At 45.4% G+C, this 25,577-nt stretch carries 19 protein-coding genes and 1 tRNA gene; 7 read left to right on the forward strand and 13 right to left on the reverse strand.

Features of this window, described 5'->3' with window-relative positions; all coding sequences use genetic code 11:
• Nucleotides 1–58: 58 nt before the first annotated feature.
• Together KFE98_04920 and KFE98_04925 are read left to right on the forward strand one after the other, a co-directional pair.
• Entirely contained in the window at nucleotides 59–982 is a 924-nt protein-coding gene (locus KFE98_04920; GenBank protein ID UTW63498.1) for a hypothetical protein, read from the forward strand.
• Nucleotides 983–1,077: 95 nt separating this feature from the next.
• Nucleotides 1,078–4,278, forward strand: coding sequence for a hypothetical protein (locus KFE98_04925; protein ID UTW63499.1), 3,201 nt, complete (start codon nucleotides 1,078–1,080; stop codon nucleotides 4,276–4,278).
• Between the two features lie 162 nt (nucleotides 4,279–4,440).
• On the opposite strand, the gene KFE98_04930 is transcribed toward KFE98_04925, so the two are convergent.
• The 6 genes from KFE98_04930 to metG all read right to left on the reverse strand — a co-directional run bounded on the left by KFE98_04930 (nucleotide 4,441) and on the right by metG (nucleotide 8,821).
• Nucleotides 4,441–4,794, reverse strand: a complete 354-nt coding sequence (locus KFE98_04930) for a heavy-metal-associated domain-containing protein (GenBank protein UTW63500.1) — start codon at nucleotides 4,792–4,794, stop codon at nucleotides 4,441–4,443.
• Between the two features lie 73 nt (nucleotides 4,795–4,867).
• Nucleotides 4,868–5,236 carry a hypothetical protein gene (locus KFE98_04935; protein UTW63501.1) on the reverse strand — a complete coding sequence of 123 codons (369 nt, stop codon included), beginning with the start codon at nucleotides 5,234–5,236 and terminating at the stop codon, nucleotides 4,868–4,870.
• A 209-nt stretch (nucleotides 5,237–5,445) separates the two neighbouring features.
• A tRNA-Arg gene (locus KFE98_04940) sits at nucleotides 5,446–5,517 on the reverse strand.
• Between the two features lie 114 nt (nucleotides 5,518–5,631).
• Entirely contained in the window at nucleotides 5,632–6,045 is a 414-nt protein-coding gene (locus KFE98_04945) for a DUF1801 domain-containing protein (protein ID UTW63502.1), read from the reverse strand.
• Nucleotides 6,046–6,105: 60 nt separating this feature from the next.
• Nucleotides 6,106–6,756: a hypothetical protein gene (locus KFE98_04950; GenBank protein UTW63503.1), complete on the reverse strand. Its 651-nt coding sequence runs from the start codon at nucleotides 6,754–6,756 to the stop codon at nucleotides 6,106–6,108.
• Between the two features lie 46 nt (nucleotides 6,757–6,802).
• A complete protein-coding gene (gene metG, locus KFE98_04955) occupies nucleotides 6,803–8,821 on the reverse strand; it encodes a methionine--tRNA ligase (protein UTW63504.1) in 2,019 nt (672 codons plus the stop codon).
• 54 nt (nucleotides 8,822–8,875) lie between these two features.
• On the opposite strand from metG, the gene KFE98_04960 reads away from it, so the two are divergent.
• Nucleotides 8,876–9,784, forward strand: coding sequence for an LD-carboxypeptidase (locus KFE98_04960; GenBank protein UTW64645.1), 909 nt, complete (start codon nucleotides 8,876–8,878; stop codon nucleotides 9,782–9,784).
• Nucleotides 9,785–9,828: 44 nt separating this feature from the next.
• Here the strand turns inward: KFE98_04960 and KFE98_04965 are convergent, their stop codons facing one another.
• Nucleotides 9,829–10,236: a hypothetical protein gene (locus KFE98_04965; protein UTW63505.1), complete on the reverse strand. Its 408-nt coding sequence runs from the start codon at nucleotides 10,234–10,236 to the stop codon at nucleotides 9,829–9,831.
• Between the two features lie 84 nt (nucleotides 10,237–10,320).
• Nucleotides 10,321–11,214: a hypothetical protein gene (locus KFE98_04970; GenBank protein ID UTW63506.1), complete on the reverse strand. Its 894-nt coding sequence runs from the start codon at nucleotides 11,212–11,214 to the stop codon at nucleotides 10,321–10,323.
• Nucleotides 11,215–11,352: 138 nt separating this feature from the next.
• On the opposite strand from KFE98_04970, the gene KFE98_04975 reads away from it, so the two are divergent.
• The 3 genes from KFE98_04975 to KFE98_04985 are packed head-to-tail and all read left to right on the forward strand — an operon-like array spanning nucleotide 11,353 to nucleotide 15,265.
• Nucleotides 11,353–12,585, forward strand: coding sequence for a CHASE2 domain-containing protein (locus tag KFE98_04975; GenBank protein UTW63507.1), 1,233 nt, complete (start codon nucleotides 11,353–11,355; stop codon nucleotides 12,583–12,585).
• A gap of 57 nt (nucleotides 12,586–12,642) precedes the next feature.
• Nucleotides 12,643–14,592 (forward strand): (E)-4-hydroxy-3-methylbut-2-enyl-diphosphate synthase, encoded by a 1,950-nt coding sequence (gene ispG, locus KFE98_04980; GenBank protein UTW63508.1) that lies wholly within the window; start codon nucleotides 12,643–12,645, stop codon nucleotides 14,590–14,592.
• A gap of 1 nt (nucleotide 14,593) precedes the next feature.
• Nucleotides 14,594–15,265 (forward strand): NAD(P)H-binding protein, encoded by a 672-nt coding sequence (locus KFE98_04985; protein UTW63509.1) that lies wholly within the window; start codon nucleotides 14,594–14,596, stop codon nucleotides 15,263–15,265.
• On the opposite strand, the gene pbpC is transcribed toward KFE98_04985, so the two are convergent.
• From pbpC to KFE98_05010, 5 genes are all read right to left on the reverse strand, one after another.
• Entirely contained in the window at nucleotides 15,262–17,565 is a 2,304-nt protein-coding gene (pbpC, locus tag KFE98_04990; protein ID UTW63510.1) for a penicillin-binding protein 1C, read from the reverse strand. The genes KFE98_04985 and pbpC overlap by 4 nt on opposite strands.
• On the reverse strand, nucleotides 17,549–18,949 hold the full coding sequence (locus KFE98_04995; GenBank protein ID UTW63511.1) for a hypothetical protein: 1,401 nt from the start codon (nucleotides 18,947–18,949) through the stop codon (nucleotides 17,549–17,551). Before KFE98_04995 ends, pbpC begins: the two co-directional genes overlap by 17 nt.
• Nucleotides 18,934–20,526, reverse strand: a complete 1,593-nt coding sequence (locus KFE98_05000) for a hypothetical protein (GenBank protein UTW63512.1) — start codon at nucleotides 20,524–20,526, stop codon at nucleotides 18,934–18,936. The genes KFE98_04995 and KFE98_05000 overlap by 16 nt, the downstream gene beginning before the upstream one ends.
• Complete coding sequence (locus KFE98_05005; protein UTW63513.1) at nucleotides 20,490–23,108, reverse strand: hypothetical protein; 2,619 nt, start codon at nucleotides 23,106–23,108, stop codon at nucleotides 20,490–20,492. Before KFE98_05005 ends, KFE98_05000 begins: the two co-directional genes overlap by 37 nt.
• A 74-nt stretch (nucleotides 23,109–23,182) precedes the next feature.
• Nucleotides 23,183–24,469, reverse strand: a complete 1,287-nt coding sequence (locus tag KFE98_05010; GenBank protein UTW63514.1) for a T9SS type A sorting domain-containing protein — start codon at nucleotides 24,467–24,469, stop codon at nucleotides 23,183–23,185.
• Between the two features lie 134 nt (nucleotides 24,470–24,603).
• Between KFE98_05010 and KFE98_05015 the strand changes: the two genes are divergently transcribed.
• On the forward strand, nucleotides 24,604–25,515 hold the full coding sequence (locus KFE98_05015; GenBank protein UTW63515.1) for a cation transporter: 912 nt from the start codon (nucleotides 24,604–24,606) through the stop codon (nucleotides 25,513–25,515).
• Nucleotides 25,516–25,577: the final 62 nt, after the last annotated feature.

Genomic DNA, 25,577 nt, shown 5'->3' on the forward strand with positions numbered 1-25,577 from the left:
TTTGTTTGTTGAACCTTTACAAGCTATAGTTTTACCCCAATCAAACAACGGTTTAGCAATGATAAAAGGCCTACTTCCACTTCTGATAATACTCAACCTAAACGCCCACAGTCAGCGTTTCGAATACGTTTACCGCAATCCATCCGACAGCAGCCACAACTGCTATTTAAAGGTGATTCCCAACACCAAGGAGATGAAAGGCCTGATCGTTCGGGACTATTCTAACCTGCCCGATGTGACTAAATCTTCACCCTATGGTTTTTTGGACCTCTGCACTCAAGCAGGTTATATGACCTTGTACACCAACACTTCCACCCAATTTCCCGAATTATTCACCCAAGATTCTACGATGGCTCTTTTGGATCAAATCATCCATGAGGTTCTTGAAGACCATCAAATTCCAAAGGGCTCACTTTTTCTGGGTGGAATCTCTGCCAGTGGATCGAGGGCTTTGCGGTTTGCCGAGTACTGTGCTTCTGGCAAATCGGATCTTAAGATTAGTGGTGTGTTCGCTGTCGATTCTCCTTTGGATCTCACTCGGTTCTATAATTCAGCCAAAAATCACCGATCCAATTTCAAAGAAGGCATGCTCTGGGAAGCCGATTGGATGTTGCCCTTGTTTCAAAAACTGTTTAACGGCAGTCCCGATGAGTTCCCGATGGCTTACCAAGATGCCTCGGTATTCTCAGCCAACGACAGCTTGGGTGGGCAGGCCTTTAAACTGAAAAGCACACCTATCATCCTCTTTCACGAACCGGATATTGATTGGTGGTTAAACGAACGTGGCGCTACCTACTACGACTTCAATTCCTATGATTTAGCCGGATTCACGCTTTGCCTTCAGCAACTGGGAAACACTGATATCACGCTGATTACCACCACCGGAAAAGGCTTTGACCGAAAAGGGAATAGAAATTGCCATTCCTGGACCATCGTGGATGAAGAACTTCTGGTCAATTGGATTGTTGATCATACGGAATAAGACGCAGATGACTTAAGCTCATTTTCTATTTGTCTGATTCTTTATCTATTGCTACTTTCACGTTTAACGGGACAATTCAAAGAACATAAAGAATCATGAAGATTCAATTCCAAAAACGAAAGCTGTTTTGGTGGCTGGCAGGACTCGCTATCACTTTACCTACTGCATTTTTCGGCACCCTACTTTTGGTCCTTTACTTCAAGCAGGACGCCATTGTGCAGCATCAGTTGGAGGCCATTAACAAGAAGTACCAGGGCAAGGTGACCATTGAAGATACGCACCTGGCTCCCTTCGAAGACTTTCCGCTCATCTCCATCAAAATAGATGAAGTTCATGTTTACGAGACCAAAGCTCCCGAAGCAACAGCCATTCTAAATGTGGCCGACATCTTTGTTCGATTCAATTTCTGGGACATTGTTACTGGCTCCTACGACATCCAATCCCTGTTAATCGAGGAAGGATTTTTTCATTTTGTGTTGCACGAAGATGGCAGCAACAACCTTGAAAATGCCCTGCTGACCTCGTCCGAAGAAAGTAGTGATGATCCCATGGACATCCATCTTCAGGAAATCACCTTGCGCAACCTGGACATTCACAAATTGAACGAATCGAATCAATTGATCGTAGAGACATTCGTTTACCAGGCCGATGGCGGGTTTAAAAGCGAAGGCAGCCTGATTCATGTTCATGTAGATTCAAAATTTGAGCTCAATGTGATCGATCATGGTGACACGACCTTTGTTAAACACAAACATTTCGATATTCATACCGATCTTGAGTACGACAGTGCCTCAGGTATACTCGCTTTTGAACCCTCACGCATTCAAATGGAGCATGGGGACTTTGAGTTAGAAGGGTCATTGGACACCCAAAAAGACAACTACGTTGATATCAAAGTGAAGGGAACCAAGCCCAATTTTGATATGCTTATTGCCTTTGCTCCTGAAGACTTGATACCCGTACTGGAACGCTACAAAAACGAAGGCAAGATTTACTTCAACGCATTACTTGAAGGACCTACCGCACAAGGCCAGTTACCCTTTATTGATGTTCAATTTGGAGCCAGCGAAGCCTTTTTGGAAAACACATCTGAAAGAAAGCGAATTGATGACATGGGCTTCCAGGGACACTTTACTAATGGTAAAGAGCGGAATCTACGTACCATGGAGTTTTCGTTGATCAACATGGCGGCGAAAATGGAGAATGGAAACTTTCTGGGTTCGGTTGAAGTGGTGAACTTTGAAGAGCCTGAGGTGGACATGGAACTTGATGCCGATTTTAACCTCGAATTTCTCGCCAGCTTTTTCAATCTCTCTGAAATTCAAGACGTATCAGGTCGGGTGGCCTTGAGCATGCGTTTTCACGACATTATAGACCTCGATCATCCGGAAAAGGCTTTAAACGATTTGAACCAAGCCTATTTCAGTGAACTAAAGATTACCGATTTCAGCCTGGCGTCTACCGAACTTCCCGCCCAGCTCGAGCGACTCAATGCCCACCTGATCATGAATGGAAAAGAAGCCAAACTCGATCAGTTTGATCTAAAGTTCGGCGAATCGGATCTGTCCATCACCGGTTTTCTTACCGACCTCCCTGCCATCGTGCATCATACTTACGACCCCGTTGTGGCCCATCTCGAAATCAAATCTAAGCGACTTGATCTGGCAGAAATAACGGGTTACTCCAAAGAAGACAGCACGGGGATTGATGAGCAAATTGAAGACCTTCGAGTGAGCTTTTCCTTTAATTCATCGGCACGGGCTTTTACTGAGTCGAAATACCTGCCCCATGGTGAGTTTTTCGTAGAGAGCCTACATGCTCAGCTCAAGCATTATCCGCACGAATTGCACGACTTTCACGTGGATGTAATGATTGATGAGCGTGATTTGAGCATCAAAGATTTTACCGGTTACATCGATGATTCGGATTTCCATTTCAATGGCTGGGTTCATGACTACGGTTTTTGGATGCAAGATGTGTTGAACGGAGACGTGGATTTGGACGTTACCCTGAAGTCCGATCTCCTGCGGTTAGAAGATCTCTTTTCCTACCAAGGTGAGAATTATGTTCCCGAAGATTACCGCCATGAAGAGTTGGAACAACTGGCCGTGCACATCAATTCAAGCATGCACTTCCGGGATTCGCACCTACATTCCATCGATCTTGAATTGGATAAGCTTGAGGCCAAGATGCATGTTCACCCCCTAAAGTTCGAAGAGTTCAACGGTCGAATCCATTACGAGGATGACCATTTGGTGGTAGAAAGATTTCATGGAAAAATGGGACAAACCCGATTTGATGTGGACATGAATTACTACCTCGGCGATGATCCCACGGTAAGGAAACGAGACAATCATTTGGGACTCCATGCCAGCTACATCGACTTTGATCAGCTCTTCGATTTCAAACTGCCCGGCGCCGAACCTGACACCCAAGTGGCCATTTTCGGGACCACCATGGATGTTCCAAAGCACGCCGACGCTTTCAACATTTACGAGCTACCCTTCACCGATATGACCTTTGATGTGGAGGTGGGACATTTTATCTACCACCGCATCGATCTGCAAGACATTCAAGCCAAAATGCGCACCACAGAAAACCACTACCTCTACATTGACACCCTGCACATGAATGCAGCCGGCGGAAAAGTGGATATGTCCGGTTATTTCAATGGAAGCGATCCGGAACACATTTACCTCAAGCCTAACTTAAATCTCACCAATGTAGAACTGGATCGGGTGTTGTTCAAATTCGAGAATTTCGGCCAGGATGTGATCGTGTCAGACAACCTTCATGGTCGTATTTCAGCCCATGTAACCGGTAAAATTCGCATCTACCCAGACCTCGTTCCCGATCTGGATCAATCCGAAGTGCACGCCGATATTGAAGTGCTCGAAGGCCGCCTGGAGAACTACGAATACATGCTCATGCTCTCTGATTATATGGGCGACAAGGACTTAACAAGCATTCAATTTGACACCCTAAAAAACCACATGGACGTAACTAATGGGGTGCTCACCATTCCAAACATGACCATCGAATCTACCTTGGGCCATTACGAACTTTCTGGTACCCAGGACATGAACTACAACATGGAATACTACATCCGTGTGCCCTGGACAGTAATCAAAGAAGGTGCTCGTTACAAAATGTTCGGCAGTAAGAAAACCGAAAGCGGTGAAACCGGCGATGACGAAATCGTTAAGGTAGATCCCAAGAAAAAGGTAAAATACCTCAACCTAAGAATCGCCGGCAACATGGAGGACTACAAGATTTCTTTGGCTAAGGAGAAGTGAGAGGTAAGCTCGAGATTCGAGATTGGAGATTACCTACGGTGATCGCTTCGCTCTGAGTTGGAGATTGGAGATTGGATTCCGATAACCATCGGGAGAGATTGGATAGTGACATTCTGAAAATAAAAAAGCCCCTCAAAAAAATATCAAGGGGCTTCTTTTCAATCAGTCCTTTTTACAACAAGCATCAAGCTTTGCATAGCCTGCTGGATCGGCAGGAATGTTGTCTGCTGGAAAGCCAAGTTTCGCGATTTCTTGTCGCAGTTCGTCCGGGGTAGTTTTTCCGCTTCTATAAATGATGGTGATGGTAGTATCGGACGGGTTGTACTGCACTTGCTTTACCCCTTTTCCAAAACTCAATTCACCTTCAAATCTTTTACCACAGCTGCCACAAACCTGACAATGGCTGCAGTTGATTTTTGTTTTAACGTTCAAGGTATCCATCTTGCTTTGACCATAAGAAAGAGCGGTAAAGCCCATAAATGCCAAGAAGAGGGAAAGGTTTAAAAGGATTTTCATTGCATCGATTTTAGTGCCGCTAATATAAGAAGCTAAACTGGAACTTCCCTATCCGCTCAAAAGGAGGTTTATCCTAATTGCTGGTAGCATCGGGTACTCGAAAGAGTCCTGGCTTCCGGAGGTAGGCCGCAAAAACGGTTGCAGCCAGTATCAACATGACCACTTCGGCAGGTTTGCCCTTGTACAAATGAATGGATACGATGAATATCATGTATAGCGATAACATTGAGGTTCCATAAAGCAGGGTTTTGTTGTAGAGATACAATCCCGTGGAAAGCAGGATGTAAATTCCAGCAGTTATCATCACTGCACTACTCTCTACGATTTTTCCAGTTTGATTCGGATCCAGCAATTTGTTGAACGCATTGGGAATGTAGAATGAGGTAAGAACTACCGAAGGCAGCCAGATTAGGATGGTTTTGAGTACGTCATTGGTTTTCATTTTTCAAAACTATTTCTCGGCATCAATTGGGAACAGCATGACCGAGAAGGAATCGTGAAAAAATGCAAAGGAGGGAGAGAGAAACGAGAGGCGTGATGCGAGAATTGAGGGAGGATTGGTAGAGGTCAGAACGAGTTTGAGTGCGAGAACGAAGAAAATCAGATCCGAGTGATCCTCGTTCTCACTCCTCACACTCGAACCTGATTTAGTAGCCCCACCAGGAATCGAACCTGGATCTAAAGTTTAGGAAACTTCTATTCTATCCATTGAACTATGGGGCCATTTTGATGTCCGGTAGAAATCAAAAAGGAATTGTTCCCTCAGGAGGAAACGGCGGCAAATTTAATCATTGCCTGAAAAAATAATGGGATCAGAAATGAGAAGGAACCTTCCCTCTATTGGGACCAGCGATCGCTTTTTTGAATGACTTCTTTGAGTACTTCTAAATCGATGTCTTCCAGCTTTTTGATATAGAGACAACCCTTTCCTTTTTTGTGTTTTCCTAAGCGCTCAAGCATCTCTTCCTCCTCTTGCAAATTGTACATTACATAAACGGATAGATGGGCTTTGGCGGGAGATAAACCAACATTAAACCACTCAAATTCATCTCCATTTTTCCGCTGATAGGAGTAGCTTCCAAACCCTACAATGCTTTTTCCCCACATCTTTGGGTTCTCGCCGGTAATCTCCTTCATCATTTCCAAAACGGTGAAAGCATCGGACTTTCTTTTTTCGTTTTCTACGGCATTCAAAAAAGCAGTTACGCTTGCATCGGTCTGGGCGTTTACCAGGGTTTTCTTTTGAGTCATGACCAAGAGAGTTATCCTCTAAAGATAGCCAAATAAGAAATGATACTAACCAGTGGGTATCTACAGCTCGGTAAGATCGAACTCGATGGATTGATACTTCTTTTTATCCGTATCGAGATACAGGGTAAGGATCTTTTCACGAAAAAGAAAGCCATCGGAATGAGGCGGGGAGTAATCCAATCTCTCTTCCAGAATAGCTCCCCAGAATACCTTGGATTTCAGCTTAATCTCAAGCCTCTTTCCCGTATGGTAATTCATTACCTCCATCATGGGCTTGAAGGTGACCGTATCCCAATACAAATTCATAAACAGGGTTTGATTCGTATCAATCAAATATCCATCTGCTATTTGAGCAGTATCTTCCGCTCTTAAGGGTGCCAAAATGGTCGCAAAACAATAGGTCCCACAACCCATGGTCAAGCCTACAAACTCCTCATTTTTCCATTCCATCGTGGGAATGGAGGGTATGTATTTATCGGTACACTCAAACGAGCACCAGGAGGGTAGTGTTTTGCTCACGTTGGCATTACCATATTCAATATCCACTCGTCCACTTCGATTGACGTATCTTACGTAGACATCGTCTAGGTTAGTCGTATCTGGAATATAGTTGAGTACATTACAGGTATCCAAACCCCAAATATTGTCCTCTTGGGAATGAGCTAAAACCCCTAAACCGATCAGGGCACAAAAACAAATCAAATGGCGCATACGAAGGGCCAACGAATGAAGGGTCGTGTTAGTATGCAAAAAAGAATTATCTCACTTCTGACCCACTGTCCATAGTAGATTCAGGTGAAACAAATGCCAATTTACCATCCTTATCTTCAGCCATAAGAATCATTCCCTGAGATTCCACACCACGAATCTTGCGAGGATGTAGATTGAGCAAAACGCTTACTTGCTTACCTACTATCTCTTCGGGTTTATAAAACTCGGCAATCCCAGAAACCACGGTTCTCTTATCCAAACCGGTGTCTACTAATAGCTTGAGCAGCTTATTAGCCTTGGGTACTTTCTCGGCTTCCAAAATGGTTCCAACCCGGATATCCATTTGTTGGAAGGTTTCAAAATCAACGGCTTCCTTTTGAGGTTCGTGGGCCGTTTCTGGCTGAGCCTTGCTGGCTTCTAATTTGGCCATCTGCTCTTCCATTTGAGCATCTTCTACCTTTTGGAATAACAATCCAGCCTTTTCGATTTTTCCTTCTTCGGCTTGAAATACACCTTGCAATTTTTCCGCTGTAGAAGGGAGGAAAGGAATAAAAATAGTACCCAATTCCCGGGTCACTTCCAAAGCGATGGACAAGATTGTAGCGGTCCGGTCTGGATCGGTTTTTATCTTTTTCCAAGGCTCTTCATCGGCCAGGTATTTATTTCCTAATCGAGCCAGGTTCATTGCCTCGGCCTGTGCTTCTCGGAACTTCAAGCTGTTAAGCAATTCCTCGGTTCGGGTTTTTATTTTCGGAATCTCAGCCAATACTTCCTGATCGTATTCGCTAAGCTCACCTCTTGCCGGAATTTCTCCATCGTAATATTTGTGGGTAAGCACCACAGAACGATTCACGAAGTTTCCTAAGATGGCTACCAATTCGTTATTTACACGGGCCTGGTAGTCCTTCCAGGTAAATTCACTGTCCTTGGATTCCGGAGCAATGGAAGTGAGAACGTAACGTAGCTCATCCTGCTTTCCAGGAAAATCCTTGAGGTATTCAGGTAACCAAATGGCCCAGTTTCGAGAGGTCGAAATTTTATCGCCCTCCAGGTTCAAAAACTCATTGGCAGGTACATTAATTGGTAGGTTTAGCTCGCCATGGGCCTTGAGCAAAATCGGGAAAATGATGCAATGGAATACAATGTTATCTTTCCCAATAAAGTGCATCATCGCTGTATCGTCTCCAGACCAGTATTCCTTCCAGTCTTTTCCATGATCAGCTGCCCACTGACGAGTAGCTGAGATATATCCGATAGGAGCGTCAAGCCATACGTAAAGTACTTTTCCATCTCCTCCTTTAACCGGAACTTTTACTCCCCAATCCAGGTCACGTGTCATGGCACGAGGCTGCAATCCTCCATCAATCCAGCTTTTACACTGACCGAGAACCTGATTTCTCCAGGTTTTGGGATCGTGGTGTTCTTTTCCGTCTAATGTTCCCTCTTCGATCCAGGACCTCAACCAAGCTTCGTGATCTTGCATAGGGAGGTACCAATGGGAGGTATCTTTTAGGACGGGGGTGGCACCGCTTAGTGTGCTTACGGGGTTGATCAGCTCTAAGGGGCTTAGGGATGTTCCGCAGTTTTCACACTGGTCGCCGTATGCTCGGTCTGAACCGCAATTAGGGCAGGTTCCCTGCACGTATCTATCGGCTAAGAATTGCTTGTGCTCTTCGTCGTAAAACTGCTGTCCTTCCCGAATTTCGAAAACACCTTTTTCCTCCAACACCTTGAAATACTCTTGGGCTGTTTCGTGGTGCAACGGACTTGTGGTACGGTGATAAATGTCGAAATCGATGCCAAAATCCTTGAACGCATCTCTGTTGATGGCGTGGTATTTATCAACGATTTCCTGGGGTAAAATACCCTCTTTTTTGGCACGTAAAGTGATCGCAGCCCCGTGTTCATCCGAGCCACAGATAAAGGCTACCTCTTTGCCTTGCATTCGCAGGTGCCTAACATAGATATCGGCAGGCAAGTAGGCACCGGCCAAATGTCCAATGTGTAAGGGTCCATTAGCGTAAGGAAGCGCAGAGGTAATGAGGTATCGGCTGTAATTTTTCATTAGGGCTATTTTTCTACTTTTATCCGCAAAAGGCTGCAAAGATAGATGGATCAAATGATAATTCCCCCTTTTCTAAAAACCGGTGATAAGGTTGCTATTGTCAACCCCGGAAAGGTGCTTCCAAAGGAGGCCTTGACCCAAGCCATTACGCTTCTCGAGGAATGGGGATTAACGGTTGTTCCCGGAGCTCATGTCCTCGAAAAACACAACCAATTTGCCGGGCGAGACGAACAGCGGTTATTCGATTTTCAAAAAGCCTTAAGCGATCCTGATATCCAAGCCATCTTTTGTGCCCGCGGTGGATATGGGTCCGTTCGAATTATTGATCAATTGGACTTCACTTCATTTCTCGATCATCCAAAATGGATAATCGGCTACAGCGATATCACGGTTTTTCATACCCATCTTAATCGCAACCATCGCACAGCGACCATTCACGGTCCAATGCCACTCGAATTTAAGGATCGAGACAAACGAAAAGAGGCGCTTGAACAACTCCAATCGATGCTCTTTGGAAAACCTGCTACCATCCAAATCGATGGACATCCTTTTAATCGATCTGGCGAAGCGGAAGGTGAATTAGTAGGAGGAAACCTCTCGGTTTTGGCGGGATTAAGCGGAACCAATTCGGATTTGGAAACAGATGGAAAAATCCTTTTTCTCGAAGACTTGTGTGAAGAACTGTATCACCTGGATAGGATGATGTTTACGCTCAAGAAATCCGGAAAGCTCAAAAACTTACAAGGCTTAATCATAGGAGGTTTCACAGACATGACGGACGTTTCAGGATGGTTTAAAGGAGAAGCCTACGATATTATTCAAGAGCACTTATCCGATTACAATTACCCAGTAGCCTATCGTTTCCCAACCGGACATATCCATCGAAACTACCCAATAATCAACGGCGGACGCTATCGTTTAGAGGTTTCTTCTTTAGAAACAAGATTAGGTTATCAATTTTAAGGGTAAACTCAGAGCTCAGATGGCTTTCGGGATCGTTTTCCACCTCAGGTAGAATGAATTTCAGATCGCAGTAGTCTAAAGTCTGTTAATCCATAAACCAACTGAAGAAGTACTGCTATAGCGCCGGCAGCGTCCAATGAATCTGATCCAAAATCTTTGGCATAACAAAGTATTCCTTCCCACTCATACTTGAAAAACTCATTATACAAATTGAGACTTTTGAATATTTCGTACTCCGAAACTTGATTCGGATCATCTAAGTCGAAGGGCACATAAACGACTAAGCCAAAATTATCAGCCGGAAATTCGGGTCTCTCTATGCTCATGGGATGGATCACCTGAAGAGCCACATCAGACCCTATGCAAAAATCCAAAATGTAATGATCATTGAAAGGCCCATATTGACTAATTACCTTATCTAACTGGACCTTTATGGGATTCAGAACACTCATTAATTGATTGGTAATTGGTCAAGAATGTGTGCAGATTAGCATGGAATTTCTAAAGCTTAATCAGATCCTACAGATCAGACTGCCTTAGTTTTTCACCCCGGCATGCTTCAAGAAGCGATCGTACTCTTTCTGAACCATTTCGGATTCAGGAGCAAGAGCAATTGCCTTTTCATAGTGGGTTACCGCATCCATGTACAAGCCGTTGATTTTGTAGAACTCAGCCAAAAGAGCATGGTACAATGGAGAATCAGGATCAGCTTCCTTATTGATCTCGGCCAGGTCTTTTTCAATCTGAACCATCTCCTCACCAGTAGGAATTCGAAGAATCAATTCACGGGACTTTTTGTTGTCCGCATCGGTTACAACCAACTTGTAAATCGCATCTTCTTCAAACTCAATAGTAGATAAGTCCACGGCAGCCACGGTTTCTTTTACATCAAGGGTAATTACAGACTCATCAAACAAATTGAAGATCTCCACCTTGTAGCTTTCTGAAGGACTCTTGGCATCCCACTTAACCGAGGTCATTCGATTTAGGATATACGTGGTTTCTGGCGAGTACACTTTGATGTCGTAATTATCCACCGAGCGCTCAACCGAACCCGTGATACTCATGTTCGCCGTTCGCGAATCGTCAGTACCTTGCATTTCATTCATCACATAAGTCAGGTAGCGCTGCGCCAAGGATGAATTATCGGCCTCAAAATTTCCAGCCGCATCGTTAAGTGTATAAATCCCTGTTTTGTGTAAGTTGAAGGATTGTCCACTGGCGTGCATCAATTGCAGGGAGCCACCTTCGGCTACCATAATCTTCGCATCCGACGGGAGTTCGGTTCCCGGTCCAATGGGTTGAAAAGTTCCTTCTTTTTGTACGGCATTGTCACCTTTTACAGACAATACTTTAAAACTGCTTGATTGGGCCCACAGGGCTGGGCTTAACAGAAAAATCAGCAGACTGAGCAGCAAATTCTTTTTCATGGTTACTCCGCGTTTGTTAGAGCAAAATTACTCCATTTCTTAAAATTACTAACAATTGCCCATAAATACTCGGTTTTTAACTGCTTTATTTTTAGGGATTTATTTTTCTTTGAATGGAGTAATTCTTCGACCTAATACATGAAATATCTTTTTCGTCTCGATAGCCTTATCTGCACGAGTATTCTCCTCGGAGTAGTCGTACTGCTGTCAAATTTGAATTTTAACGTAGAGGTGTTCGACCCGGTAGCCAAGGCTTTCGAGGATTTTGAGATTTCGGATGTGGTCTTCACACAGCCCAAAGAAAACGACAGAAATCAGGCAACCCTGCGACCTAAACCGGAGGCCGATACCAGCATCGTACTGGTTAACATCGGAATGCTCGATCGCGGACAAATAGCGAAACAAATCGACGTACTCAACAAGCATGAACCGGCTATAATCGCGATTGATGCCTTTTTCAGGAAGGAAAAGGATCCCATGAAGGATTTTCCACTGGCCATGGCTCTGGCTAACGTTAAGAACCTGGTTTTGGTTAGTGAATTACATCATATCGATTCAGGATATGCCTGCTTTGATTCCCTTTCCCTTTCCAACCCAATTTTCAATGAAAAAGCCAACAACGGATTTGCCAATGTGGTAGCCAGCTCGGGAACCCAGGGATTCAGAACCGTAAAGAAGTTCTCTCCTGTAGAATGTTTAGGTGATAGCAGCTACCCTAATTTCTCTACTAAGATTGCTCAGCTTTATGACCCTGAAGCTTATGAAAAACTAATAAAACGAGGCAACGAAGAGGAAGTAATCAACTGGCGGGGGCACTACAGTAATTTCTACGCTCTGGATGCTGAAGACGTAATGAATGAAAAATACGACCTAAGCTTCATCAAGGGCAAAATTGTTTTGATGGGTTATATGGGCGTTCCCATGGGCAATTACGACCTGGTCGATATATTCTATACTCCCCAAAACCATCGCGTTGCCGGGCGTTCTTATCCGGACACCTACGGAGTTGTTGTTCATGCCAATATTATCTCCATGATTCTTCATGGGAACTACCTGCACGAAGCTCCTGAATGGGTGAACTGGGTACTCATATTCATTATTGTTTACCTCAATATTTGCTTCTTCATTTTCGTGGCTGAGCATAAAAAAATCTACTACGATTTGATCACTAAATCGGTGCAGATTTTGGAAATGATGCTTCTTATGTTCCTGATCGTAATTCTGATGCTGAAGTTTGAATTCAAATTCCATTTGTCAACGTTGATTGTTGCCATTTTCTTCTCAGGAGACTTCACCGAACTCTACATGGGATCCCTCAAACCCATTACGCTAAAACTACTGCGCAAACTCGGCTTCGGCACTCAGGAATAAACTTTTACGCCCTCCAGGTGTAATTAGGGCAGCTGAAGTCTCTATTTTTGCCGAATCATGTCTACCCAAGAAATGAAGTATACGAACAGCCTGACCGAATTTTCCCGGTTCAAAACCCGGGAAGTAAAGGTGGGAAATGTAAAAATCGGAGGAGATAATCCGATTGTGGTTCAGTCCATGACCACAACCGACACCATGGATACTAAAGGCACCGTGGATCAATCGGTACGAATGATTGAAGCCGGGTGCGAATTGGTGCGGATCACCGCACCCAGTATTCGAGATGCTAAAAACCTGGAGAACATTCAGCAAAAACTGAGGGATTTGGGCCATCCAACTCCTTTGGTTGCGGATATTCATTTCACCCCTAATGCGGCTGAAGCTGCGGCCCAAATTGTGGCCAAGGTGCGGGTAAATCCGGGTAACTACGCCGACAAAAAGAAATTTCAAGACCTCGAATATACCGACGAAAGCTACCAGGAAGAATTGGATCGAATCCGGAAGCGCTTTACGCCTCTGGTTAAGCTCTGTAAAGAGCATGGAACGGCGATGCGAATTGGCACCAATCATGGTTCCTTATCGGATCGTATCATGAGTCGTTACGGGGACACTCCGGAGGGCATGGTGGAATCGGCACTGGAATTTGTGCAAATCTGCGAAGATGAAGGCTACCAGGACATCGTTCTTTCCATGAAGGCATCGAACACTCAGGTCATGGTTCAAGCCTATCGTTTGTTGGTCAACCGTATGATTGAAACGGGTAGAAACTACCCTCTTCACTTGGGAGTAACGGAAGCCGGCGAAGGCGAAGATGGACGGATCAAATCAGCAGTTGGAATTGGAACGTTGATGGAAGATGGTTTGGGTGATACCATTCGGGTTTCCCTAACAGAAGAACCTGAAGCAGAGATCCCGGTTGCCCGCCAATTGGTAGATCGTTATACCCATCGAGAAGGACATCCTCCAATTCCGGCATTGGAAAAATCGCCCATCAATCCCTTTGAATACAGCCGCCGTCACACCCAAGAAGTAGGCAACATTGGTGGACGACAGGTTCCAGTTGTCATGGCTGACTTCTCCCTAAAAAAAGAAATTACCCCGGCTTCTTTGTTTGCTGTGGGATACCATTATTCGGTACCTAATGACAAGTGGTCGCTTAGCGATCAGGCCTGCGATTACGTTTTTGTAGGTGATCGCACGGTGGATTTCGACATTCCCGGCACTTTGGGAATTGTTCAAATGCACGCCACCTGGCTGGAGAATCGCGATAAAGCCAGACACTATCCTTTTATCAAACCAGCAGAATGGTTGGCCGGAGTAGATCGTCACGCTGATCTCAACTTCGTATATGCCTGCCTGGAAGATCTGACTCAGGAATTGATCGACTCCCTAAAATCGGCTTCGAATGCTGTGCTTCTGATCGACACCTATCATGTTCATGGAATGGCTGAGCAAAGACGCTTGTTTTTTGACCTGATCGAAAACCAATGCGACATTCCCGTTATTATTGGTCGTGCTTACCAAGATCTGGAACCTGAGCAAATGCAGCTCTATGCCGCTACCGACCTGGGCGGATTGCTCCTCGATGGCCTGGGAGATGGCGTGTTTATCGCCGCCGAAAACTGCGGACCAGACCGAACAACGAATCAAACTGCATTTGGTATCCTGCAAGCTACGCGAACCCGGATTTCAAAGACAGAATACATATCTTGCCCCTCATGTGGTAGAACACTATTTGACTTGCAAGAGGTAACAGCCCGCATTCGTTCGCGGACCGAACACCTCAAGGGAGTCAAAATCGGTATCATGGGATGCATCGTAAACGGCCCTGGAGAGATGGCTGATGCAGACTACGGTTACGTCGGAACGGGACCGGGCAAGATTTCGCTTTATAAAGAAAAAGAAGTAGTAAAACGTAATGTTCCCGAAACCGAGGCGGTTGATGAGCTGATCGGATTAATAAAAGAGCATGGTGACTGGACGGAGCCTGCCCTAAAGGAACACTAACATGAGAGTTGTCATTGCCGGAGCTACCGGCATGGTGGGTCGTGAGCTGACTCATCTCTGTACGCAAGAAAAGGCGGTGGAAAAAGTATTTGTCCTCGTCAGAAAACAGGTACCTGCCTTTGAAGATGAGGAGAAAATTCATCAAATCATTGTCGATTACAATACCCTTTCGGAAAAAGATTTACCGGCCAATATTGATGTTGCTTTTTGTTGCTTAGGTACCACGATGCGCAATGCCCAAAGTCGGGATGCTTTTCGAAAAGTGGACTACGATTATGTCACTGGTCTCGCCAGTATATGCCGCTTTCGTAAGGTTCGCAAATTTATCGCCGTATCGGCTATGGGGGCAGATATCAAATCGCGGATGTTTTACAACCAGGTGAAGGGTGAAATGGAGGATTACCTCATGAATGATTCGCACCTGGATAATATCTTGATTTTGCGGCCTTCCCTACTCTTGGGGCAACGTCGTGAATTTCGATTGGCAGAGAAGTTGGCCACCGTTGTTATGACCACTTTTAATGCCCTGTTTATTGGAAATCTTCGGCAATACAAGGCCATTCCCGGAAAAGTAGTAGCTCAAGCCATGATTAACCTGGCGAAAATGGAAGACGAGGGCAAAAAGATCATCCCCAATGACCTGATATTCGACGTGGCCAAATTGAGGCTTTAATTCGATTCCTTTCCCAAAATTTCTACGGTACGTCTGATTTCATGACCCTCTGCATCGAGAAGGACTAAATCATATTTCCCTGGTTCAGGCTGAAGAGATAGCTGGTGAATGCCTTGAGTTTCGCCTAAATATCGATCGCCCAAATGCCAAAAAATGGTGCTCTCCGGATTGCGATGAACGGCCTGAAATACCACCTTACCGAGTTTTCCATCTACCTCAACAGGAATATAAATTTTGAGGTTATGCTTATCCGGAAAAATGAGTCCCATTGGATTGGAAGGGCGCTCGGTTGTACACACCCTGGCCAGGGCTGGCACCCGTTCATAGTCTCCATGAAACTGACTGTAATACCATTCCCTCACCGGGCTTAGCTGAAAATAGGAGTGCCAGGCATAAGGCATTCCACTTGGCAAACACTGCCGATTGTACCTCCGCTCACCCAAAGTGTCGGTTAAGTAGCGATGGCAATAATGGCAGGGTAGAACTTCCTTCATATTCCTTGGAACCGGAAGACTTTCCGCAGATCGACAATTCTCCGATTTGGGCAACCCGCTATGGAGGCATAATTCACGCTCTTCCCATCCGGAATAGGGCATTTCAAACCAAGACGCCTCAGGAATAAAATTGGCAATTTTCATCATCAATGGAACCGCCTTGGAGGCCCCTGTAAGTCCTGGCCGGCCTTCGCCATCGGCATTGCCCAGCCAAACGCCAATGACATACTGAGGATTATACCCTATTGCCCAGGCATCACGGTTACCAAAACTGGTTCCTGTCTTCCAGGCCAAAGTAGGCTTTCTTGATGCATTCTGGTCTCTAACGCCAACCAGGGCCTGAGTGGTAAACCAGGCCAAGCTGGGTTCTAAGGTGGGTTTCAAATTCGTATTCTCCGCTGCGGAAGACGGTAAAATTTTCAGCTTCTCCGGAGATTGTTCCTGCACCGCTCGAGCCAAATTGAGGTACATCTCAGATAGATTTTCCAAAGTACCTTCACTACCTCCCAAAATCAAACTCAAGCCATAATGATCTGACGGAAAGTCCAGTGTTCTCATCCCCCAACTACTCAAGTATTGATAAAATCGCTCTACACCATACCGTTGTAATTCATTAACCGCAGGTACATTAAGCGATCGGTTAAGAGCATGATCAGCTGGCACTACGCCCTCAAATTGTCGATTAAAGTTCTTAGGACTGTATCCCCGAAAATTGACCGGAATATCATCTACGAGAGAATAAGGAGTCATTTTCCCATCCTCCAACATGGCTGCAAACAAAAAGGGCTTGAGCAAACTTCCAGTGCTTCGTCGAGCCCCCACCATATCTACCCAATTATCGTGACGGTACTGGAGATCCTTTGAATTTCCAACGTAAGCTTTGACCTCACCGGTGGACACCTCAATGACCAAAGCTGAGAGGTTGTAAATATGGTTGTAAGCATTTTCCTCAGCCACCTGATTCAACACTTCGTTCGTTTGATCCTGAAGATAGGGATCCAAGGTAGATCTTAGGGTTTGTCCTTCATGAATGGCTTGTAAGCGATCCACTAAATGGGCTGCTCTTCGCGGTAATGGCTGGGGCCTTTCTGGAATAGGTTCGAGCAAGGCCAGGGAGAATTCGTTGGAATCAATCACCTCGTTGTGAAGTAATTTTTCCAAAAGACGGTTTCTCTTTCGGGCCAGAGGTTCCCGATTTTTTCCTGGATAAATCATGGATGGTGCATTGGGCAAAACGGCAAGTGTAGCGCTCTCCGCCCAAGTGAGTTTCTCGGCCGGCTTGCCATAATACCGCCAGGACGCCGCTTCAAGTCCCACCACATTCCCACCAAAAGGTGCATGGGCCGCATAAAGCTGGAGGATTTCGTCTTTGCTGTAAGACCATTCAAGTCTCATGGCCAAAACCATTTCCCAGATCTTTTCCGGATAAGTTCGAGGTGGGTTTTCCCGGGACAAGCGAATCACCTGCATGGTCAACGTGCTCCCTCCGCTTTTCACCCTTCCTGATTTGATATTACTCCAAAGTGCCCGACTCAAACTAACCGGATTTACTCCCGGATGCCAATAAAAATACTCATCCTCAAAATGAAGTAAGGAACTCGCAAATCGATCAGGAACGGAATCGGAAAGGGGAAAACGCCATTGCCCATCTCGGGCGGTATGAGCTCCCAGCAATCCGCCTTGACTATCCAACACCACAGTGCTGTAGGGAACATCAAATAGAGGATTGGGGAGAATCCAGGCAAAGGCCACAGACACCCCAATCAAAATCGCTATTCGAAATCGATACTTATTGAGCCAGCTCATCTCCGCTCACTACCTCTACCCATTGCCCTTTTTCCCGGGCATAGATATCTTCAGAATACATGGCTTCACAGCTGGTAGCAGGCAAATAGAATTTACCCAAGTAGGCGGCATTCAATTTTATTCGGAAAGTCTTAACCGCATTGCGTCTAAGGTTGAAATAAGAATAGACGCGATCATCTCGAATGTCTTGATAATCTGGCTCATCGGAAGCAAATTGCCCTTCCATACCTTCAATACGTTGATTGCGAATCTCCCATCCTGATGGGAATACCTGGCTCAACACGAGGTTTTGATAATGATCCAAATGTCCTGGGTTATTCACGGTTACCTCAGCAATAAAATCGCTTCCTTGCTTCAAACTCGATACATCCAAAGGATAACCATCTGCATCCAGGTAGCTTACTTTCATGATAAGATTGTTGCTCTCACTGATCTCTTCACTTACTTCCGGAACTCCCCTCCGAATGACATTGACAAACACAGCTCCGCCAGAGTTATTTTTAATCTGAATATCTCCTGCTTTCTCGGGATCTGTTAACTTGACTACATACATTCCTTTTCCGCCAGAAATAGAGCCTTTTTGAGCTCCTACCTCATATTCTACCTGAAGAGCATCAGCTCCTCCAACCGATTTTTGGTAGCGTGAAATCGCCATTAGAGAAAAGGACACTTCCTGCGTACTCAACCATCGGGTGGTATTCAAACGTTTGGCAATTACCTTGGTCAATTCCAGGGATTTTGTGGTATTCCCTAAATCGGTGTAGGTCATTAAGATTAAAGCACGGTCTCTTAGCGATGAACCGTAGGTATAATCCAGTTCGCGGTATTCCTCTACCTGAGTAGAGAGACCGGCAATGAGTTTTTCAGCTTCCTGCTTCTGCCCCATTTGAGCATAGGCCGAAGCCAACATCCATTTAGCCCTGGGACTAATTTCTTCGGTACTGTTCAAACGATTCATGGAGCCTACTTCCGGCTTCCCAGCTAAGGCCAATGTATAAAGACGGTAAGCCTGGGCTAATCCTAAATTTCTCAGGTTCTTTTGATTCGGCATTTCAAAGGAAGCCGCTGCCTGCTTTTGATACCTGATCCACCGGTCTTTAAAACCAGATGGAATATCATACCCTTCTCGTTCCGCTTCCAGCAAGAAATGACCTGCATAGCTACTTCCCCAATCGGAGCTTGTATTACTTCCTGGCCAATAACCAAATCCACCCGAACTGATTTGCATTTGCATCAAACGAGTAATGGCAGCATCCACATTTTGTCGCGCTCTTTCCTCCTCCTGATCGGTCATATCCACAAGAGATCCGAGGTACAACTGGGGGAAGGCCCGGGATGTAGTTTGCTCCACGCATCCATGAGGATAGGTTAGCAGGTAATGCATTCTATAACCCAAATTGATTGGGGAATGCTACTGAATTCTATTTCCGCTCCACGAGTTCCGGCTATTCCCAGAGGCTCATAATCGAGTTGAACGCCATTACCACTGGATACAATTTCGGAGGTCATTTGGAAGGTCGGTGAGTTCGCATTTCGCACCTGAACTTCCAATTCCTCAAACGAAGTCTCCGAACCTGATTTGGCCTCAACACGCAAAGTCCCTTTACCAACGGATTGTTTCACCTTCACTTGTACATAGATCAATTGATCGCCAATTTGGTCAAACTGCAATTGGTGATTGGGATTCAGAATTTCGAATTGTTCGTTGCCCGAAACCTTTAATTTCACCCGCTTCACTTTTTCATCCATGGCAAACACATTGACCGGAAGCTGAAGTTCTTCACCAGGACCCAAAACCCTGGGCAAGGTGGTCATCACCATTAACGGTTTCTTCACGGGAACGGCCTTTTCGGCACGGCCATAGGCTTTATCTTGTCCGGCAACAACCATTACCCGCACTGAGCCTACATAATTCGGCAGCTTTAGGGTATGCTCGTTAGTTCCACCCGTGTATTCAAAAGGTCCGAGGAAGCGCACTACGGGTTTAAAGCGTTTGGCTTTTTCGTCCTGTGCTTTTAATTCTTCATCACCACCAAGAGCCAGCAAGGCATTAAGCTTACCGGAATAGGCTCCAATCACATATTGGTACAAGTCCCAGGTTTTTACTCCCAAAGCTTCTCGGGCATAAAAGGTCCAATGCGGGTTCGGGGTTTTGAATCGGGTCAAATCCAGCAATCCTTCATCCACCACAGCCAGGGTGTAGGTCATATCCTTCCCGTCCTTTTCGCTGACTTTGATTTCAAATTCCTCTTCAGGCCTCAACTCATCGGCCATGGCAATTTGAGGTTCCAATCGCGTAGCTGGGTCTTCCACAAGCACAGGTAGAATTCCGTAAAGACGGATCGGGAGATCATTCGCCGTTTGAGCATGGGGCTGCAGGTAGGTAATATGAACATAGGCGTTAGGAGCCATGTTGCTTCTGGCTTCCAACTCAATAATGGTTTGATCTTTCTCGGTCGGATACCACTTGGATTCAATGACCTCTGAACCATTTTCCAGAGAGTACAAGAGCTTTCCACCTTCTGAAGTAGGAACAGTCACTCGCACGGTTTCACCTACCTCATATTTCTTCTTGTCTAACGAGAATGTGAGCATGGATGCCCCACCTGGATTTTCGCTACGAGCCCTTCCGGCCCAACCAGGCCAATCGACATAAACGGTTTTACCTGTGGCGTGCCCACCAATCGGATCGGTGATTCGGATCAGATAACGCCCCCAGTCGGGGTACTTAATCTGGAAGGTAAAGTTTCCGGTACCATTCAAAGTGTTGAAGGTCTTTTTGGTAATGAGGTTATATTCCGAGTTGGATAGGTAGTTTGCAAAATTTTCCTGTTCCTGACTCCACCACCATCTCCAGGCTACTTTGTAAACCCGGGCTTCCAAACCTTCCAATGAAACCGGCTTTCCATTTTCATCTACCGTTGCTACTTCCACCTGATGATCGGTATCGGTGAGCAACATGCCCGAGCGGCATCTCCCTTCGGTGTTTTGATCCCTACATAATGGGGAAAGGGCGAATACGGAATGGAATAATTATCAATGCTGTAAGCTCCGCCTTTTTCAAATACCCGAGTGGTAAATTGAACCTTAAGCATTCCAGGTGCTTCGTAGGCTTCTTCAAGTTCAAAGTTGACCTCTGTGCTACCTTCCTGACTCAATGCTCCTGTAAATATCTCCCTGGAATCGGAGTAGTATTTTCTTACTGGATCTTGAAACTCGTATTCGGCATATCGGTCAAACTTGGTTACTCCTTGCTTAATTCCTGCTTCCACAATGGCCTTGAGACCCGAAGCCGGAGCGCCGTGTAACCACTTACTGGATAGCTTACCTGACATTACATTTCCCGAATTGGAAGTGAGTATTTCTGTATCAAAGGCCAGGTTAATTTTTAGTCGATTTGGCTTAATGTCTTCAATACGTAAATTCTTGGTAAAACTGGCTCCTCCTACTTTGACTACGGCACGCCACATTCCGGTTGGCGCATCATCTTCGGTTCGGGTTCTAAAGGAGTAAACGCCGTTAACACCTTTGTTTTTTACCAACCGTCGGTGCATCTGACCTCTAGGGTTATACATCTCCAAAATAACCGGGTGATTCTCAGGAAGGGGTTCCAGGTTGTTTTCGATCATGCAGGTGAGGTACAAAGAATCTCCTGGCCGCCATACACCGCGTTCGCCATATACAAAACCCTTGAGTCCTTTTTGAACCTTGGTGCCTGCTACATCAAACTTACTCAACGACAGGGAGGATCCATCATCCAACCGCAGGTATCCACGCTGGTCTCCTCTACTCGCTACTAACAAAAAGGGTTTACCAGATAACTCCATTTCTGCCTTTCCTTCCGCAGCTGTTCGAGCATTGGCCACTCCTTGCTGTTGGTAATTCACCAATTCCAATTCCACTCCAGAGAGAGGTTCAGTGGTATTGATGTCTACCGCATAAACGTTGAGTTTCTTTCCACTACCCCGTTTCACAATCAAGCCAATATCACTGGCCAGGAAATTTCGGGAAGCCGTCCGCTTACCACCATAGTAGGATGGACTACAAGGATTATCTCGCTCCGACCAGTTGTAATCGTTGCCGTAATTCCAGGGATCATAAGACCAATAGTTTTCAGCACCATCCCAATAAGAGCTTTCGGAGTCCATGCTGTAATCCCAATCTTCTTGAATCTCGGTTTCTTCTTCGTCCCCGCCTTCATCAGAACATGGGTAGAGCGAATAACCTTTTCTAAAACTCAATTGCACCCGGTAAATCGCCCCTGGTTCGGTGGCCATTTTTTCGGATAGATTGACAGAAAAGGTGTTCCATTTTCCACGGTCAATAGGATTCTCAGTCAGGAGGTCAATTTTTTCGCGAAAGACCAATCTTCCTACTCGTTTCAATTCATTCTCCCCATCCAGTTGATTCACCTGAAGAAACTGAGCAACATTGTCTTCGTAAATCTGAATAACCCTCAGGTCAACAGCATTCAGGTTAACCGCTTCAAATGGAATTTCCAAGTTTCCCGATTGAGGCAGAATAACCCCGTCGCCCAGAAATTTAACAGCCGGTTTTATATCTTCAAAATGAACGGATCGTGAAACGGTCTCCTGAGTTTTGTAACCCAAGGAATTCTCAATTCCGCTAAACAATTGAACGGTTTGCCAACCCGAAAAGCGTTTCTTCGGATAAACCTTGACTTCATTGTTTTCGACGTTGTAATCAAAGTCATCGTAGCGCCCAATTTTGATCATTCCCTTAAGGGTTTGAGAAGCATTCAGGGGATCGGAAAAGACCAAACGCAAAAACTGCTTGGGATGCTGAATAACCTCGCTCTTTATCAGGGTAAAATCGTTGATGGCAGGAATTACTTGCTCTTCCTGACCTTCAATTTCCAGATCAAGATCAGAGGCATCCCATTCAATTAAAAACTGCGTTTGAGCATCTCCACGCAAAACGGAATCAATAACAAACTCATGGTGTTTGCGAGACTCGTCTGAAGTCCAGGTGGGTGCGAACTTGTCGTCGTCCTGGTAAAAGGAAAACGTTTGTTCAAGTTCATCCAGGTTGATAACATCGGAGGTAAGTACATTTCCCTTGACCTGGATGTACTGGAAATTCTGCTGATCGTAGGGGGACATATCGGTGATTCTCACCAAAAAGTCTTGCTTGGTAACTTGAAATTGAAACTCAAAGGTTTCCATCCCTTCGGGCATGAGCATCAACTTGCCAATATCAAAACTCCCGTTAATCACCTCACCGGAAGGAAGGCGTTCGTCGGGTATAAATTCGAGCGTTCGGTTGTCTTTAACCACAACTTCCCCATCAATGCCCGGATCGAAGTCAAACAAGTCTTCCAGGTCGATATCGGTAGGGCCTATCGGATCGTTTAATTTGATCACAATCGCCGATTCAGAGGATATTAGTCCCGAGCTAAAGGCAGCAATGTAATTAGAAAAAGCAGGGTTAATTTTAACAGGGTCTTTGCGGTCTCCACAGGCCACGAGCAAGGCCAGGGCTACCAACCACAGGGCAGTGGCGCGTAGCGCATTTCTTTTCATGGTTGTTTTAGAATTAGTAAATACTCGCCTGTTCTGAACAACAAGTTAGAAATAATTTGGGAGCTGGAGAGGGATTAGTGGCTTATTTGAAGTACCTCACTGTTATTAATCCGTAAAAAGTAGACTCCAGCCGGAAGCTCACCCAAACCTTGAAGCTCGCCCTGCTGGTAAACTTCACGAATGACTTTTCCCTCAGCGTCAACCAAGGACAATACATCGGGAATTTGATTGCCTTCTACCTGAATACGGTCAGAAAACGGGATAGGATACACCTTCCAATCGGAAGCATTTTGATGTTCTGATATTCCCGTAACATCCAACACTTCGATGTATTGCTTCTTCCACTCTGTGGTGGTTCCAAAGCGATTGGTAACCGATAGGATGACATCGTACTTGCCGGGCTGTGTGAACTTTACTTCAATTACCTCGTCTCCATCATTGGTACCGTTAATGTATTGAAAGGTCCCGGGATCAATTTTCCAGGAGCGGTTCAATCCAGAAATCATGGAGGTGTCTGTAATGGTAACGGTAGTGGAGGTATCCGCTGTGTTGCGATCCGCTTCGAAACCAACCAAATCGAGTTTACCATCTTCGTAGCGAATCTGATTGACCGCAAAATTTCCAACCAGCTCATTTCCGGAAACGATCATAACCGGCCCCTGTTTTCCTTGAATGAACCACCGGTACTCCACTGTTGTAATGGGAATAGGCGGCAAAGCAATTCCAGCCAATTTGATGGAATCCACCTCTACTTTGGTCGACTTTACCCGAAGAGCATTGGAATAGGTTTTATAGGGCGTTTTTAACGTGCCCCACCCATCGGCTTCGGTTATGCGATAACCCTGTTGAATCATCTCAATTTGTCCTCCGAGGCTAAAACTTACCTTAAACGTGCTTGAGTCGCGATCTTGGAAATCCAAGGGAAACTGAAAGATTTCATCCTTGTCTGAATAAAACTGAGGAACCGGAATTCCCTGATAGCTCATGGATCGTCCTTCTGCCGTCATTCTGGCGGAAGTAGTTTTGAAAACATCGTAAATGTCCTTCACCTGAAATTGCCCAAAGCCTAAAGAATCGGCTACCAAGGTCCCAAAAGCACCATTTCCAAGGGCGATGAAGAATATATTGATGCTCACTGCAGATTGATACTTCTCGTCAGCTTGCGATTCAGGCATAAGATCCGTGTAATCCCAGGTATGGTTTGCCCCTGTCTGCTGGTAGTCTCTTCCCGGTGTTCCAGAGGAAACCGAATAGTTAAAATGAGAATTAACATCCGGCATTTCCTGGTGGGTCAGAGAGAATTGTGCACTTCCCCAAAAGGGCAAAGCGGCCAGCATTACAAAAGACAGAATATTCTTCATGGTTTCAACTTAATCGGCTAAAGGTACGAATCCCAAGGATATAGCTATAAACAGATGCTTGAGTGGCAAGGTTCAAAAACCGAAACTTGATTTTGATCAGGAGCTATCTGAATCGGTTTACCGTATTTTGCCCTGTGAATCGACAGAAGGCGATCATACAAGCATCTTGGGTTGGAATCGGAGTCAACCTGCTCCTGGCCTTGCTAAAAATTGGCGGAGGGTACTTTTTTGATTCGCTGGCTGTCATGGGCGATGGTATTGATTCGGCCAATGATGTAGCTACCTATTTCATCACTCTGGTGGCGGCCCGAATTATGATGCGCCCGCCTGATGAGCGCTTTCCATACGGCTATAACCGAGCTGAAGCTATTGCCACCAAATTGCTTTCGTTTTTCATCTTTTTTATTGGTGCCCAGCTGGTATTTACCTCTTCGGCCAAATTGATCTCTGGAGAAGTCAGCACAATTCCCGCAACTTGGGCGCTTTGGATAACGGCCATTTCGGTAGTGGTAAAACTGGCTCTATCCTGGTGGCAAATGAAACGAGGAAAACAGTTGGAAAGCAAAATGCTTATCGCCAATGCGGTGAACATGAGGAATGACATTCTGCTATCGCTAAGTGTGCTTTTCGGCGTAGCTGCTTCGCTCTTTTGGGGGCTTTCCTGGATCGATCCCATCCTCGCCCTTTTCGTGGGCCTATGGATTCTTAAGGTGGCCTTCGATCTGTTTCGGGAAACGTCTACTGAACTCATGGATAGTCTGGACAACACGGAGGTGTACAAAAAGATTTTTGAATCGGTCGATGCCATTGAAGGTGCCAGCAATCCTCATCGTATCCGGGTACGTCATTTGTCTAACCTGATCATTATCGAAATGGATATCGAAGTGGACGGCGATCTTCCGCTAAAAGATGCACACGAAATCGGCGTACAGGTAGAAAACGAAATCCACAACCGCATTGAACGGGTCTATGATATCATGATCCACTTCGAACCTCTGGGCAACTACGAAGAAAAAGAGAAGTTTGGGATCGGAAAACAGTCTTGAGAATTTTCAATTTTAAATGTTCAGATTCAATTTTCAGTTATTGAACGTTTAAAATTGATCCT

It is taken from the genome of bacterium SCSIO 12741 (genome assembly GCA_024398055.1).
Taxonomy (GTDB): domain Bacteria; phylum Bacteroidota; class Bacteroidia; order Flavobacteriales_G; family Salibacteraceae; genus SCSIO-12741.

What these genes read in the sequence shown, in the direction of transcription:
- KFE98_04920 (UTW63498.1), top strand. Translation starts at nt 59, where the DNA reads ATGATAAAAGGCCTACTTCCACTTCTGATAATACTCAACCTAAACGCC.
- KFE98_04925 (UTW63499.1), top strand. Translation starts at nt 1,078, where the DNA reads ATGAAGATTCAATTCCAAAAACGAAAGCTGTTTTGGTGGCTGGCAGGA.
- KFE98_04930 (UTW63500.1), bottom strand. Translation starts at nt 4,794, where the DNA reads ATGAAAATCCTTTTAAACCTTTCCCTCTTCTTGGCATTTATGGGCTTT.
- KFE98_04935 (UTW63501.1), bottom strand. Translation starts at nt 5,236, where the DNA reads ATGAAAACCAATGACGTACTCAAAACCATCCTAATCTGGCTGCCTTCG.
- KFE98_04945 (UTW63502.1), bottom strand. Translation starts at nt 6,045, where the DNA reads ATGACTCAAAAGAAAACCCTGGTAAACGCCCAGACCGATGCAAGCGTA.
- KFE98_04950 (UTW63503.1), bottom strand. Translation starts at nt 6,756, where the DNA reads ATGCGCCATTTGATTTGTTTTTGTGCCCTGATCGGTTTAGGGGTTTTA.
- metG (UTW63504.1), bottom strand. Translation starts at nt 8,821, where the DNA reads ATGAAAAATTACAGCCGATACCTCATTACCTCTGCGCTTCCTTACGCT.
- KFE98_04960 (UTW64645.1), top strand. Translation starts at nt 8,876, where the DNA reads ATGATAATTCCCCCTTTTCTAAAAACCGGTGATAAGGTTGCTATTGTC.
- KFE98_04965 (UTW63505.1), bottom strand. Translation starts at nt 10,236, where the DNA reads ATGAGTGTTCTGAATCCCATAAAGGTCCAGTTAGATAAGGTAATTAGT.
- KFE98_04970 (UTW63506.1), bottom strand. Translation starts at nt 11,214, where the DNA reads ATGAAAAAGAATTTGCTGCTCAGTCTGCTGATTTTTCTGTTAAGCCCA.
- KFE98_04975 (UTW63507.1), top strand. Translation starts at nt 11,353, where the DNA reads ATGAAATATCTTTTTCGTCTCGATAGCCTTATCTGCACGAGTATTCTC.
- ispG (UTW63508.1), top strand. Translation starts at nt 12,643, where the DNA reads ATGTCTACCCAAGAAATGAAGTATACGAACAGCCTGACCGAATTTTCC.
- KFE98_04985 (UTW63509.1), top strand. Translation starts at nt 14,594, where the DNA reads ATGAGAGTTGTCATTGCCGGAGCTACCGGCATGGTGGGTCGTGAGCTG.
- pbpC (UTW63510.1), bottom strand. Translation starts at nt 17,565, where the DNA reads ATGAGCTGGCTCAATAAGTATCGATTTCGAATAGCGATTTTGATTGGG.
- KFE98_04995 (UTW63511.1), bottom strand. Translation starts at nt 18,949, where the DNA reads ATGCATTACCTGCTAACCTATCCTCATGGATGCGTGGAGCAAACTACA.
- KFE98_05000 (UTW63512.1), bottom strand. Translation starts at nt 20,526, where the DNA reads ATGTTGCTCACCGATACCGATCATCAGGTGGAAGTAGCAACGGTAGAT.
- KFE98_05005 (UTW63513.1), bottom strand. Translation starts at nt 23,108, where the DNA reads ATGAAAAGAAATGCGCTACGCGCCACTGCCCTGTGGTTGGTAGCCCTG.
- KFE98_05010 (UTW63514.1), bottom strand. Translation starts at nt 24,469, where the DNA reads ATGAAGAATATTCTGTCTTTTGTAATGCTGGCCGCTTTGCCCTTTTGG.